At 74.6% G+C, this 12,797-nt stretch carries 12 protein-coding genes; 3 read left to right on the top strand and 9 right to left on the bottom strand.

Annotated elements, in window-relative coordinates; all coding sequences use genetic code 11:
• Positions 1-25: 25 nt before the first annotated feature.
• Positions 26-346 (bottom strand): ferredoxin, encoded by a 321-nt coding sequence (fdxA, locus tag ACH4OA_RS25345; protein WP_014674796.1) that lies wholly within the window; start codon positions 344-346, stop codon positions 26-28.
• Between the two features lie 140 nt (positions 347-486).
• Here fdxA and ACH4OA_RS25340 point away from each other — a divergent pair, with 140 nt between their 5' ends.
• Together ACH4OA_RS25340 and ACH4OA_RS25335 are read left to right on the top strand one after the other, a co-directional pair.
• The gene (locus ACH4OA_RS25340; RefSeq protein ID WP_397971084.1) at positions 487-1,518 is read left to right on the top strand and encodes a GNAT family N-acetyltransferase; all 1,032 of its coding nucleotides are present in this window, start codon (positions 487-489) and stop codon (positions 1,516-1,518) included.
• Positions 1,519-1,546: 28 nt separating this feature from the next.
• Entirely contained in the window at positions 1,547-2,413 is an 867-nt protein-coding gene (locus ACH4OA_RS25335) for a tetratricopeptide repeat protein (protein WP_397949085.1), read from the top strand.
• A gap of 286 nt (positions 2,414-2,699) precedes the next feature.
• Here ACH4OA_RS25335 and ACH4OA_RS25330 read toward each other — a convergent pair whose 3' ends face one another.
• From ACH4OA_RS25330 to ACH4OA_RS25295, 8 genes are all read right to left on the bottom strand, one after another.
• On the bottom strand, positions 2,700-3,314 hold the full coding sequence (locus ACH4OA_RS25330) for a response regulator transcription factor (protein WP_365882093.1): 615 nt from the start codon (positions 3,312-3,314) through the stop codon (positions 2,700-2,702).
• On the bottom strand, positions 3,311-4,501 hold the full coding sequence (locus ACH4OA_RS25325; RefSeq protein WP_397940326.1) for a sensor histidine kinase: 1,191 nt from the start codon (positions 4,499-4,501) through the stop codon (positions 3,311-3,313). The genes ACH4OA_RS25330 and ACH4OA_RS25325 overlap by 4 nt, the downstream gene beginning before the upstream one ends.
• Positions 4,498-5,238 carry an ABC transporter permease gene (locus ACH4OA_RS25320; RefSeq protein WP_397940328.1) on the bottom strand — a complete coding sequence of 247 codons (741 nt, stop codon included), beginning with the start codon at positions 5,236-5,238 and terminating at the stop codon, positions 4,498-4,500. Before ACH4OA_RS25320 ends, ACH4OA_RS25325 begins: the two co-directional genes overlap by 4 nt.
• Positions 5,235-6,164 (bottom strand): ABC transporter ATP-binding protein, encoded by a 930-nt coding sequence (locus ACH4OA_RS25315; protein ID WP_397971082.1) that lies wholly within the window; start codon positions 6,162-6,164, stop codon positions 5,235-5,237. Before ACH4OA_RS25315 ends, ACH4OA_RS25320 begins: the two co-directional genes overlap by 4 nt.
• A 146-nt stretch (positions 6,165-6,310) precedes the next feature.
• Positions 6,311-8,797, bottom strand: a complete 2,487-nt coding sequence (locus ACH4OA_RS25310; protein ID WP_397971079.1) for a hypothetical protein — start codon at positions 8,795-8,797, stop codon at positions 6,311-6,313.
• Between the two features lie 158 nt (positions 8,798-8,955).
• The gene (locus ACH4OA_RS25305; protein WP_365878084.1) at positions 8,956-9,372 is read right to left on the bottom strand and encodes a DUF6113 family protein; all 417 of its coding nucleotides are present in this window, start codon (positions 9,370-9,372) and stop codon (positions 8,956-8,958) included.
• A complete protein-coding gene (gene mshB / locus ACH4OA_RS25300) occupies positions 9,369-10,223 on the bottom strand; it encodes an N-acetyl-1-D-myo-inositol-2-amino-2-deoxy-alpha-D-glucopyranoside deacetylase (protein WP_397940332.1) in 855 nt (284 codons plus the stop codon). The genes ACH4OA_RS25305 and mshB overlap by 4 nt, the downstream gene beginning before the upstream one ends.
• 47 nt (positions 10,224-10,270) lie before the next feature.
• Positions 10,271-10,465 (bottom strand): hypothetical protein, encoded by a 195-nt coding sequence (locus tag ACH4OA_RS25295; protein WP_365878088.1) that lies wholly within the window; start codon positions 10,463-10,465, stop codon positions 10,271-10,273.
• 172 nt (positions 10,466-10,637) lie between these two features.
• Between ACH4OA_RS25295 and ACH4OA_RS25290 the strand changes: the two genes are divergently transcribed.
• The gene (locus tag ACH4OA_RS25290) at positions 10,638-12,767 is read left to right on the top strand and encodes a prolyl oligopeptidase family serine peptidase (protein WP_397971077.1); all 2,130 of its coding nucleotides are present in this window, start codon (positions 10,638-10,640) and stop codon (positions 12,765-12,767) included.
• Positions 12,768-12,797 lie beyond the last annotated feature (30 nt).

Genomic DNA, 12,797 nt, shown 5'->3' with positions numbered 1-12,797 from the left:
TTGCGGCCGCTTGGCGCTCAGACGGTCACTCGCCCTGCGGCGGCAGCGCGGCGACGAAGGGGTGGTCCCGCTCGATCAGCCCCAGCTTGCTGGCGCCGCCGGGCGAGCCCAGCTCGTCGAAGAACTCGACGTTCGCCTTGTAGTAGTCCTTCCACTCCTCCGGGACGTCGTCCTCGTAGAAGATCGCCTCGACCGGGCAGACCGGCTCACAGGCACCACAGTCGACGCATTCGTCCGGGTGGATGTACAAGGACCGCTGGCCCTCGTAGATGCAGTCGACCGGGCACTCCTCGATGCACGCCTTGTCCTTGACGTCGACACAAGGCTGCGCGATGACGTAGGTCACGCTGTCGTTCCTCCTCGATAGGGCGCTGGCGGGCCTCCTCAGGCCCCGCCGCCTGGCGCGCGGGAGCGCGGCGTCGTCGATGCCCGCCCCTAGTATCTCCGTTCCGGAGCATGATCCGAACAGGAGGGGTGAACTGACCAGTGGAAATCTCGGCGGCTGGACGCCTGGAGGTCCGAATTACCCCGGATGACGTGGGGAAACGGGTCTCCGTACGGCGGTTGGGCGAACCCGGTGCCGGACCGGAGAAGTTCACTGACACGGTGGGCGTTCTCACCTCCTGGGACGGCGGCGTGCTCATGATCACACGGCGGGACGGCGAAAGTGTGAGGATCCCACAATCCGCACTGGTCGCGGGGAAAGTCGTACCCGCCGCACCGGCGCGGCGCGGCGGAGTCGCCGCTTCCTATCCGGAACTGGCGCGCGTCACCGCGCGGGCCTGGCGGCCGGTGGAGAGCGAACGGCTGGGCGAGTGGGAGCTGCGGGCCGCCGCCGGGTTCACCCGGCGGGCCAACAGCGTGCTGGCGCTCGGCGATCCCGGGCTGCCGCTCGACGCGGCCCTGGAAGCGGTACGGCGCTGGTACGGCGAGCGCGGGCTGCCCGCCTACGTGCAGGCCGCGACCGGTGCCGAGGGCACGCAGGAGCCGCTGTGCGCGGAGCTGGAGCGGCGCGGCTGGGTGCGGGAGGTGACCGCCGGGCTGTGGACCGGCGCGCTGGCGCCGGTCGCGGACCGGGCGGAGGGCGCGGGCGTCGTGCTGTCCCGGAGCGTGGACGAGGCGTGGCTCGCCCGGTACCGGCGCACGGGGCCGGACGAGACGGTCCTGCGGGTGCTCGGCAGCGGACCGTCGGTGTGGTTCGCCGCCGTGCCCGGCCCCGCGGAAGGCGAGCCCCCGGCCGCGATCGGCCGGTGTGCCGTGGACGGGCGGTGGGCCGGCTTCGCCGCCGTCGAGGTCGATCCGGCCCGGCGCCGGCAGGGGCTGGCCACCGAGGTGATGGCCGCGCTGGCCCGGCGCGCGCTGGACGAGGGCGCCTCGGCGGCCTGGCTCCAGGTGGAGGAGGACAACGCCGGGGCCCGGGCGCTCTACCGCGCGCTCGGTTTCGTACCGCACCACGCCTACCACCATTACCGGGAACCGCTGGAGCCGCTCACGCCCTCCGGCCCCGGACGTCCGTAGCACCGTCGTGGAAGGGCAGGATGCTGCCATGCCTCACCCTTATCTGCCGCCGCCGTACCCGCCGCCGCCCGCGCGCTCCGCCGAGTTGCGGCGGCGGTTCGCCGAGGAGGCCCGGACCGGGCAGCCGGACCTGTCGGCGCTGTGCCTGCTGATCGGCGCCGAGACGGACGGCTCGCTGGACGAGGCCGGTCTGGACGCCGCGCAGGCGGAGCTGGACCGGCTGGCGGGCGAGCTGCCGTACCGGCCGGGCGGCCCGCACGCGTGGGCCCAGGCCCTGCGCCGGCTGCTCGGCGAGCGCTACGGCTTCCGCGGCACGCCGGGCGACTACCAGCGGCTGGAGTCCTCCCTGCTGCACGAGGTGCTCGGCCGGCGGCGCGGACTGCCGATCCTGCTGTCGGTGGTGTGGCTGGAGGTCGCACGCCGGGCCGGGGCCCCGGTGTACGGGGTGGCGCTGCCGGGCCACTTCGTGGTCGGGTTCGGCGCGGCGGCCGAGCGGGTGCTGGCCGACCCGTTCGACGGCGGCCGGGTGCTGACCGGGACGGACGCCGAGCTGCTGGTGGTGGGCGCCACGGGCGCGCCGCCGGATCCCTCGATGCTGGAGGAGGCGCCGCCGCTGGAGGTCGTGCAGCGGGTGCTGAACAACATCCGGGCGTGGGCCGCGGCCCGGCCCGAGCGGTCGGACATCGCGCTGCGGGCGGTGGAGCTGGCTCTGCTCATCCCGTCCCATCCGGCGCGGCTGCGCTATGAGCGTGGGCAACTGCTCGTGCAGCGCGGCGAGTTCGTGGCGGGCGCCGAGGAACTGGAGCACTACGCCGGACTGATCGAGGTGGTGGACGAGTCGGCGGCGCGCAAGGTACGGCAGGAGGCGGGCACGGCACGGTCCAAGCTCAACTGACGTGCGTCCGCGGGCGGTAGGGCGGGGGCGGATGCGGGCGGGCTCCGGCGGGCGCAGCCAGCGCCGGGTGCGGGCAGGCCCCGGCGGGCGCAGCCAGCGCCGTCTGCGGGCAGGCCTCGGCGGGCGCAGCCGACACCGGGGGCGGTAGGGCGGGGGCCGGGTGCGGGCGGCTCCGGTGGTCACAGCCGACGCCGGAGGCGGGCGGGCCCCGGCGGGCGCAGCCGACGCCGGACGCGGACAGGCCCCGGCGGTCACAGCCGGCGCTGTGTGCGGTCGGCCCCCGCGGTCACAGCCAGCCCTTCTCCCGGGCGATGAGCACCGCCTCCGCCCTGTTGCGTGCCGCCAGTTTCTGGATGGCCGTCGACAGGTAGTTGCGGACGGTGCCCTGGGACAGGTGCAGGGCCCGGGCCAGTTCGGCGTTGGTGGAGCCGTCGGCCGCCGCGCGCAGCACCTCGCGTTCCCGCTCGGTGAGCGGGTTCGCGCCATCGGCGAGCGCGGCGGCGGCCAGGGTCGGGTCGATGACCCGCTCGCCGGCCAGCACCGTGCGGATCGCCGCCGCGAGCTGCGCGGCCGGGGCGTCCTTGACCAGGAAGGCGTCGGCGCCCGCCTCCATGGCGCTGCGCAGGTAGCCGGGCCGGCCGAAGGTGGTGAGCACGACCAGCTTGACCCGCGGATGCGCCCGGCGCACCAGGGCCGCGGCCTCGATGCCGGTGCAGCCGGGCATCTCGATGTCGAGCAGTGCCACGTCCACGCCGTGCGCGCCGACGGCGGCGAGCACCTCGTCGCCGCGCGCGACCTGGGCGACGACCTCGATGTCCGCCTCCAGGCCGAGCAGCGCGGCCAGCGCCTCGCGGACCATCGACTGGTCCTCCGCAAGCAGGACCTTGATCGGGCTCGTCATGCCCCGGATCCTATGTCGGCCGCGGAGGCGAGGGGCACGCGGGCGACCAGCCGGAACCCGTGCCGGTCCCGGCCCGCCACCAGGGTGCCGCCGGCCTTCTCCAGCCGCTCGGCCAGACCGGTCAGCCCGTTGCCGGGACCCTTGCCGGAGCCGCCGCTGCCGTTGTCCTCGACGCACAGTTCGAGCACCGGCCCGTCCAGCGACTCGTGGCGCCGCAGCCGTACGGCACAGCGGTCGGCGCCGCTGTGCCGGACCACGTTGGTGACCGCCTCGCGCAGCGCCCAGGCGAGGGCGGACTCGGCCTCCTCCGGGACACCGGCGAGGCCGGGTTCGGCGGGTACCTCGGCGACGACTCCGGCGGCGGTCAGGGCGACCTGGGCGCCGGCGAGTTCGGCGGCGAGCCGGGGCCGCCGGTAGCCGGTGACGGCCTCCCGGACGTCCACCAGGGCCTGCCGGCTGACCTGTTCGATGTCGGCGACCTGCCGGGCCGCCTGGTCCGGGTGGCCGGGCAGCATCCGGCCGGCCAGTTCGCTCTTCAGCGTGATCAGCGACAGCGAGTGGCCGAGCAGGTCGTGCAGGTCGCGGGCGAGGCGCAGGCGTTCCTCGTTGGCGGCGAGCTGGGCGACGGTGGCCCGGGCCTTGCGCAGCTCGATGGTGGTGCGCACGAGCTGGCCCACGCCGGTCATCGCGAACCCGATGAGCAGGACGAGGACGACCAGGCCGCGCGCCTCCTTCTCGTTCGAGTGCAGCCCGATCAGGTACATCACCACCGCGGAGGCCGGGATGGCCCAGTAGGCGGCGCGCAGCGGCAAGGTGGCGCCCCAGGCGACCGCCAGGTAGACGAAGAGGCCCAGCCAGGCGGCGCCCAGGGTGGAGGCCAGGACGGGCGCGAGCACGCCGAGGACACCGCCGAGGCCGAGCACGACGCGCCGGGAGAACGGCCGGCCGATGTTGCGGAAGACCAGCGTCAGATAGGCCCCGACGAAGACGGCGAGGCCGCAGGCGCCCGCCGCGGTGGCGCGGGCGGAGTGGCCGCCGTGCACCAGGTCCTCGACCGGTGAGCTGAGGAAGACCAGCCAGACCGTGATCCACAGTGTCTTGACCAGCAGGTCGCGGCGGTTGGCGGGCGGCCAGCCCACGGGGGTGTGCCGGGGCGCCGCCTGCCGGCCTTCCGTCGTCGCGCTCACGCCTTCAGCGTGTCCTTCCGGTACAGCCAGGCCGCGCCGCCCGCGAAGAGGACGAAGGAGACGACGAGCACGGCGATGTCCTGGGCCTGCGGGGCCCGGCTCTGTTCGATGGCCCGCCCCAGGGAAGCGTACGCGTGGGTGGGCAGCCACTCGGCGATGTCCTGGAGCCAGCCCGGGAAGGTGGCGGTCGGCATCCACAGGCCGCCCAGCATGGACAGGCCGAAGTAGATGATCATGGTGATGGGGCGGACCGCGTCACCGCTGGCGAGGTAGCCGAGGGCGACGCCGAGCGCGGCGAAGACCAGGCTGCCGGCCCAGATGGCACCGCTCAGCGCGCACCACTGCCAGGCGTCGAGGCGTACGTCCTTGACCGCTGCGGCGACCAGGAACACGACCACGATGGACGGCAGGCTGACCACGGCCGCGCCGGCGGTCTTGGCGAGGACGTAGCCGCGTCCGGGCAGCGTGGTCAGCCGAAGCTGCCGCACCCAGCCGCTCTCGCGCTCCTTGGCGATGCGCTCGCTGTTGCCCATGAGGACGGCGGTCAGGGCGCCGAAGGAGGCCATGGAGACCATCATGTAGGCCGGCAGGGTCAGCCCGGTCCCGTCGATCTCGGTACGGCTGTCGGCGCCGCCCGCGATCAGCAGGAACAGGCCCGCCGGATAGAGCACGGAGAAGAACAGGAACTTGCGGTTGCGCAGGGTGCGGGTGATCTCCAGCTTGATCAGGCTGTTCACTGCTGCTTCGCCTCCTCGGCGGCGGTGATGGCGACGAACGCCTGCTCCAGGCCGAGCCCGGCGACTTCGAGATTGCGGGGGTACAGGCCGAGGCCGTACAGGGCGTGCACGGTGGCGTCGGCGTCGGCGGACTGGATGCGGACGGTGTGGCCCGAGACGTCGAGCGCGGTGAGGAACGGCAGGGCGCGCAGGGCGCTCTCGTCGATCGGGCCGGCCAGGTCGAAGGAGATGCGGCGGGCGCCCGCCCGGGCCTTGATCTCGGCGGCGGTGCCGTCGGCGAAGAGCCGGCCCCGGTGCAGCACCAGGACCCGGTCGGCGATGGCGTCGGCCTCTTCCAGGTAGTGGGTGGCGAACAGGACCGTACGGCCCTGGTCGGCCTGTTCGCGCATGGTGGCCCAGAACGCCTGGCGGGCGGAGACGTCCATGCCGGTGGTCGGCTCGTCCAGGACGATCAGGTCGCTGTCGCCGGCGGTGGCGAGGGCGAACCGGACCCGCTGGGCCTGGCCGCCGGAGAGCTTGTCGACCTTGCGGTCGGCGATCTGGTCGATGCCCGCGCGCGCCAGCACCTCGGACACCGGGTACGGCCGCGGGTGCAGGGAGCAGGCCAGCCGCACCAGTTCGGCGACCGTGACCCCGTCCATCAGGCCGCCGCTCTGGAGCATGGCCCCGACCCGGCCGGCCGTGATGGCCTCGCGCGGGCCGGTGCCGAACAGGCTGACCGAGCCGCTGTCGGGGTACTTCAGGCCGAGCAGGAGGTCCAGGGTGGTGGACTTGCCGGCGCCGTTCGGGCCGAGCAGGGCGACGGTCTCGCCCGGGTACAGCCGCAGCGAGAGGCCGTCGACGGCCCGTACGTTCCCGTATGTCCTGGTCACCTGGTCGAACCCGACCACCGGGGTGGTGGTGGCCGGTGCCGCTGTCGTCGTCATGGCGTCCATGCTCGCGGTACGGCCCGGGTCCCGGACAGTGCCGGGGGTCCTGACCGGCGGATGACAGATGTCATGCGGACCGGGTGACGGGTACGGCGCGGGGGGCGCTCCCGGCCGGGAGCGCCCCCCGACGGCGGCTGGCGCGGCTAGCTCGGGTTGGTGTCGATGACCGCGACCCGGTTCGTCGTGCTCATCAGCGCCGGGCGCAGGGCGGCGTAGACGTCCTCGGGGGTGACGGCCGTCTTCTTGCCGTTGCCCCGGGTGATCAGCACGCCGTCGAAGGTCTGGCCGTACAGCTGCTTGAGGGCGTTCAGGTCGGGCTTGTCGACCAGCTTGCCGTCGACGGCGGTGACCCGGAGGAACTTCCACAGCGAGTTCTGCGGGCTCATCGGCACGGAGTGGGCGGGGTCCGTCTGGACGACCACCCGGCCCGACATCGCGGGCCGCGCGAACTCCTTCATCATCCGGTCGACCTCGGCGTTCGGCACCGTCGGCTGCCGGGTCGTGGTGGGCACGGCGACCGGGGCCGCGCCGCCGGTCTCCACCAGCGTCCGGTACGCCTGCTCGACCGCCCGGCCGGAGCGGGCGGCGTCGACGGACCTGCCCGCCTTGCCGTAGACGGGGACCGCCTTGCCGGAGGTGAACTCGATGGTGCCGTCGCCGGCCGAGGCCGTGCCCGTGCCGCCGCCGGCCTGCTGGAGCGCGGCCTGGAGCTTCTCCTCGTCCACCGGCATGACCGGCTCGACCACGCGCTTCTGCCCGAAGAGCGAGCCGATGACGTGGACCGGGTTGTAGTCGCTCTTCGCGGCCGCGCTGGCCGTGGCCTGGTAGTCGAACTGCAGGCCCGCGTTCTCCGGGGTGAGGGTGACCGTCTTGTCGCCGACGGCCAGCTTCAGCGGCTTGTTCACGCGCTTGCCGAAGACCGCGTCCAGTTTCTCGACGGCGTCGTCGCGGGTGCCGCCGCCGACGTCGACACCGAGCACGGTGGTGCCCTTGGGCACGTCGGTGTGGTTCATCAGCAGGCCGGCGCCGTAGGCACCGCCCGCGACGACGATCAGGCCGGCCACGAGCAGCATCAGCTTGCTGCGGCCCTTCTTCTTCGCCGGCTTGGCCGCCGCCTTCGGCGCCGGCTTGGCCGCGGCGGCCGGCTCGGGCCGGGGCGTGGCCGCGGCCGGGCCGTCGCCGGGGCCGCCGAACGGGGCCGCGCCCGCGTCGGGGACGACCGGGATGCCGCTGGTGACGGTGTGCCCGGAGACGTTGCCGGCGGACGGCGAGCGGTAGCCGGGCGCGCCCGGCTCGGGGGCCGGCTTCTGCGGGGTGAGGATCGCGGTGTCGTCGCTGAACCCGGCGCCCGGGCCGCGGTCGCCGGCGCCGGGTCCGTCGAGGCCGGTCAGGGCGCTGCGCGCGGGCGGGGTGCCCGGTCCGGCGAAACCGGCGGCCGGGGGCCCGTCGAAGGGCTCGCCGGGGCCGCCGTGTCCGGGGGCGGGCGGGACGAGGGTGCCGTCGCCGGTGACCGGGCCGCCGGTGGGACCGGCCGGGCCCTGCGGGCCGCCGGTGGGGCCGGGCCCGCCGGGTCCGTTGAAGCCGCTGGCGCCGCCGTGCCCGTGGACACCGCCCGGGGCACCGCCGTAGCCGTCGTGGCCGTTTCCGGCCGCCGGACCACCGGTGCCGAAGCCGTCCTGGCCGCCGCCGAAGCCGTCCTGGCCGTTCGCAGCCGCCGGACCGGACCCGAAACCGTCCTGGCCGTTCCCGGCCGCCGGACCGGACCCGAAACCGTCGTGCCCGTTCCCGGCCGCCGGACCGGACCCGAAACCGTCGTGCCCGTTCCCGGCCGCCGGACCGCTGCCGAAGCCGTCCTGGCCGCCGCCGTTCTCCGAGAAGTACGGCAGCTCGTCGCGGCGGGGCTCGCCGGGGCCGGGGGCGCCGGGGCGGGAGCCGCCGCCCAGCGGGCCCGCGGTCAGCGCCTCGGTCACGTCGAAGGAGCCGGTGCCGCCGCCGTGCCCCGGGGCGACGGGGCCGCCGGTGGCACCAGGCAGGCCTCTGCCGTTCGTCCCGCCCGGACGGGAGCCGCCCGGCACGCTCATGGCGCCGACCACACCGCCGGGGCGCGCGCCGGCGGAACCGGCCGCGCCGGACGCACCCGGACCACCCTTGCGGGGGGCCGCCGCGCCGGACGGGCCGGCGGCGGGGGCGGAACCGCCGGGCAGGCCCGCGCCGTTCGTGCCGCCGGCGCCCGGAGTGCCCTTCGGGGCACCGGACTTGCGGGGCGCGAACCAGTCGCTGGTCTTCTCGTCCGCCGGGGCGCCGGACTCGGCCGGGGCCTCGGCGGCGGGCGTCCGGTCGGCCGCGGGCCGCGGCTGGGCGGCGGGCGTCTCCTCGTCGGCGCCCTCGCCGTCCCCGACGGGCTTGCGCACGACGACCGGCGGGATGGGCCGGGACCCGGGGATGTTGATCCGGATCCGGGTCGTCAGCGTGGTCTCGGTCTTCTTCTCCTCCGGACGCGTGCCCGAACGGCCCGCGCCCGTACCGTCACCGGGAGCCAAGGGGGTCCCGTACGGCGGGGTGCCGGAGGGGTATGCGGCTCCGCCGCGCCCGTTGGGCCCGGAGGACGGAGTGTCAGTTTCACGACTCAAGGCAGGTTCTCCCGGTTGGCTCCGCCGCCCTTACGACCTGACTGCTCGGGCGGCTCGGCGGCGCGCACCACCATACTGTCCGCCTCTTGCGCGTATCCCATGACCGCCGGGGAAACCCCCACCGGACTCGCACGTGCGCCGCGCGGCGAAGTGGTACGTCACTTGCCAAGTCGGGCGGGGCCGCCGCCGGGTTGCCGTCCGGCACCGACGGTGGCGCAGATCACAGCCAGGACCATGCCGCCGAGCAGGAAGAGATAGGACCCGCCGCCCGCGCCGAACAGGAAGTCGCCTTCCGGCCGGGTGGTGGTGAGCAGGATGACGGCGACGACCCAGCCCGCCGCCGGCGCGAGTGCCCCGCCGCGGCTGCGGGTGGCGTACGCCCCGCCGAGGAACAGCCCGGCGGTGCCCGCGAGGGCGAGCAGCAGCCCGCCGGGGAACCAGGCGGCCTGCACCAGGCTTCCGGCCAGGCCCACGGCCGCGCCGAGCAGCAGCAGGCCGGCCAGGGCGGCGCTGCGGCCGGCGGAGGGCGGGCGCAGCGGCTGCGCGAGCAGCGAGCCCGGTCCGCCGCCGCTCACGACGCCTCCTCGACGCCGGCGAACAGGTCGGTCTCGCCGCGCTGTCCCGCTCCGCGCACCAACTCGTAGTACTCGGTGGTCAGCAGCGGCTGGGCGAGGTCGTTGGAGAGCGCGAAGCAGGGCTCGGCCACCTGGATCTGGGTGGCGTGGGCGCGCATCGCGGCGGCCTTGGCGGCGGCGTGCGCGCTGCCGTCGATCGCGGTGGTGATCCGCTCGTCGTCGACCACGCCCGGCAGGTCGGCCACGGTCGCGCTGCGGTCGAACGGCAGTGCGGCCAGCTCGTCCCGGAGGCGGGCGAAGGCGGTCTCGGCGACGGAGCGCGGTACGCGGTTCCAGTAGACCTTGGCGATGCGGTGGCCCCGCCCGGCCGCGAGGTCGGCCGCGCGCATGGCGACGCGGTGGGCCTGGACGTGGTCCGGGTGGCCGTAGCCGCCGTTGTCGTCGTAGGTGACGAGGACCTGCGGGCGGACCTCGAGGATCACCTCGGCGAGGAGGCCGGCGGCCTCGTCCACGTCGGCCTGCCAGAAGCAGCCCGGGTCGTCGTTGTCGGGCGTGCCCGTCATCCCGGAGTCGCCGTACCGCCCGGCGCCGCCGAGCAGCCGGCCGTCCGTGACGCCGAGCGCGCCGAGGGCCGCGCCCAGCTCGCCGCGGCGGTGCGCGCCCAGCGCGGGGCCCGTGAGGTGCCGCAGCTCCGGCGGGATGACCTCGCCCCGCTCGCCCAGGGTGCAGGTGACCAGGGTCACCTGGGCACCCTCGGCCGCGTACTTGGCCATGGTCGCGCCGTTGTTGATCGACTCGTCGTCCGGGTGCGCGTGCACCAGCAGCAGACGCCGCGCGGGCAGTTCCGTCATGGGACCAGCCTACGAGGTGCCCGCCGCGCTCCCGGCGACGACGGCCGTCAGAACTTCAGGTTGCCGATCATGCCAGCGACGTTGGTCGTCAGCTCTTTGATCGTGGGCGCCACCGTCGAGGAGGCGAGGTAGAAGCCGAGCAGGACGCAGATGACGGCATGGCCGCCCTTCAGCCCCGACTTCTTGATCAACAGAAAGACGATGATCGCCAGCAGCACCACCGCCGAAATCGAGAGTGCCACGGCGGCTCACCTCCAAAGATCCCAGGGACGCGGGTTCCAGATCAGTTGAGCAAATCCATGCAGACGCCAGCAGGTTCATACCCACTCAGCGGTAGTGATCATAACTATCCGTATGCGCGCATCGCTCGGCGCACGGCCGCACAAGGGGGCGCATGGCCAATATGGTCGGGGTATGACGACAGAGGCTGACTCCTTCCCCCGTCGGCACGCCCGGACCCAGCGGTTCACGCTCGGCGCGCCGCGTGCGTTCACGGTGGCGCCCGACGGTTCGCGTGTCGCGTTCCTGCGGTCCGGCTCCGGCACCGAGCGGGCCAACTCGCTGTGGGTGGTGGATCTCCCGGGCGGCGCGGAGCGCCTGGCGGCCGATCCCGGGGTGCTGCTCAAGGGCGCCGCGGAGGAGCTGCCGGCCGAGGAGCGGGCGCGCCGGGAGCGCAGCCGCGAGGGCGGTGCCGGCATCGTCGGCTACGCCACCGACGGCGCCGTGGAGTTGGTGTCTTTCGCCTTGTCAGGGCGGCTTTTCACGGCGGAGCTGCGGGCCGGCACGGCGCGTGAACTGCCCGTCGCGGGACCGGTGGTCGACCCCCGTCCGGCACCCGACGGACGGCATGTGGCATACGTCGCGGGAGGCGCGCTGCGGGTGGTCGGGGCCGAGGGCGAGGGCGACCGGGCGCTGGCCGAACCGGAGTCGGCGGGGGTGACCTACGGGCTCGCGGAGTTCATCGCGGCCGAGGAGATGAGCCGTTCGCGGGGCTTCTGGTGGTCCCCGGAGTCGGACCGGCTGCTCGTGGCGCGGGTGGACGACACGCCGGTGCGGCGGTGGTGGATCGCCGACCCGGCCCGGCCGGAGCGTGAGCCACTCAACATCCGGTACCCGGCGGCGGGCACGCCGAACGCGGACGTCCGGCTGTTCGTGTACGGGCTGGACGGGACGCGCACGGAGGTGGTCTGGGACCGGGCGCGCTACCCCTATCTGGCACGTGTGCACTGGTCAGCGGCGGGTGCGCCGCTGCTGCTCGTGCAGGCGCGGGATCAGCGCGGCCAGCTCTTCCTGGCCGTGGACCCGGATTCCGGGGCCACCCGGATGGTGCACGCCGAGGAGGATCCAGATTGGCTGGAACTTTTCGCCGGGGTGCCCTGCTGGAGCCCCTCAGGGCAGCTTGTCCGCATCGCGGACGAGGGCGGCGCCCGGGTCCTCGCGGTCGGTGAACGGCCGCTGACCAGCGCGCAGTTGCACATCCGTGCGGTTTTGGACGTGGGTGCGGACGACGTACTGGTTTCCGCCTCTTCCGGTCCGGAGGCGCCCACGCCGGAAATTGGCGAAGTCCATGTGTACCGGGTGAACGAACTGGGCGTCGAACGGCTGTCGGACGAGCCCGGGGTGCACTCGGCGGTGCGCGCCGGCGGCGTCACCGTCCTGCTGTCCGCCGCGCCGGACCGCCCGGGGACCCGGGCCCGGGTGCTGTGCGACGGGAAACCGGCGACGACTGTCCGGTCGTACGCCGAACATCCCGGTCTGTCCCCCCGGGTGACCCTCACCGAAGGGGGCGCACGCCGAATCCCGTGCGCCGTGCTTATGCCCCGGGACTACTCCGGTGACACTCCCCTGCCGGTGCTCCTGGACCCGTACGGCGGTCCGCACGGCCAGCGGGTGGTGGCCGCGCACAACGCCCACCTGACCTCCCAGTGGTTCGCCGACCAGGGCTTCGCGGTGGTCGTCGCCGACGGCCGGGGCACCCCGGGCCGCTCGCCGGCCTGGGAGAAGGCGGTCCGCGACGACCTGGCCGCCGTGGTGCTCCAGGACCAGGTCGACGCGCTGCACGCGCTCGCCGCGCGGTACCCGCTGGACCTCGGCCGGGTGGCGATCCGGGGCTGGTCCTTCGGCGGCTACCTGGCGGCGCTCGCGGTGCTGCGCCGCCCGGACGTCTTCCACGCGGCGGTGGTCGGCGCGCCCGTCACCGACCTCAGGCTCTACGACACCCACTACCAGGAGCGCTACCTCGGCGACCCGGGCCGGCAGCCGGAGGTCTACCGCCGCAACTCGCTGGTCGACGACGCAGGTCTGGTCGACCCGGCCGAGCCGCACCGCCCGATGATGGTCATCCACGGGCTCGCGGACGACAACGTGGTCGTCGCCCACTCGCTGCGCCTGTCCTCGGCACTGCTGGCCGCCGGCCGGCCGCACGAGGTGCTGCCGCTGTCCGGAGTGACCCACATGACCCCGCAGGAGGCGGTCGCGGAGAACCTGCTCCGCCTCCAACTGGACTTCCTGCGCCGCTCCCTGCCCCCGGCGCAGCGCGCCTGAACAGCGTTAACACGGAGGCAACTCCACCGA

It is taken from the genome of Streptomyces sp. NPDC017095 (assembly GCF_044332325.1).
Lineage (GTDB): Bacteria > Actinomycetota > Actinomycetes > Streptomycetales > Streptomycetaceae > Streptomyces.
This window is presented reverse-complemented; position numbering and strand designations above follow the sequence as displayed.

What these genes read in the sequence shown, in the direction of transcription:
- ACH4OA_RS25335 (WP_397949085.1), top strand. Translation starts at nt 1,547, where the DNA reads ATGCCTCACCCTTATCTGCCGCCGCCGTACCCGCCGCCGCCCGCGCGC.
- ACH4OA_RS25330 (WP_365882093.1), bottom strand. Translation starts at nt 3,314, where the DNA reads ATGACGAGCCCGATCAAGGTCCTGCTTGCGGAGGACCAGTCGATGGTC.
- ACH4OA_RS25315 (WP_397971082.1), bottom strand. Translation starts at nt 6,164, where the DNA reads ATGACGACGACAGCGGCACCGGCCACCACCACCCCGGTGGTCGGGTTC.
- mshB (WP_397940332.1), bottom strand. Translation starts at nt 10,223, where the DNA reads ATGACGGAACTGCCCGCGCGGCGTCTGCTGCTGGTGCACGCGCACCCG.
- ACH4OA_RS25290 (WP_397971077.1), top strand. Translation starts at nt 10,638, where the DNA reads ATGACGACAGAGGCTGACTCCTTCCCCCGTCGGCACGCCCGGACCCAG.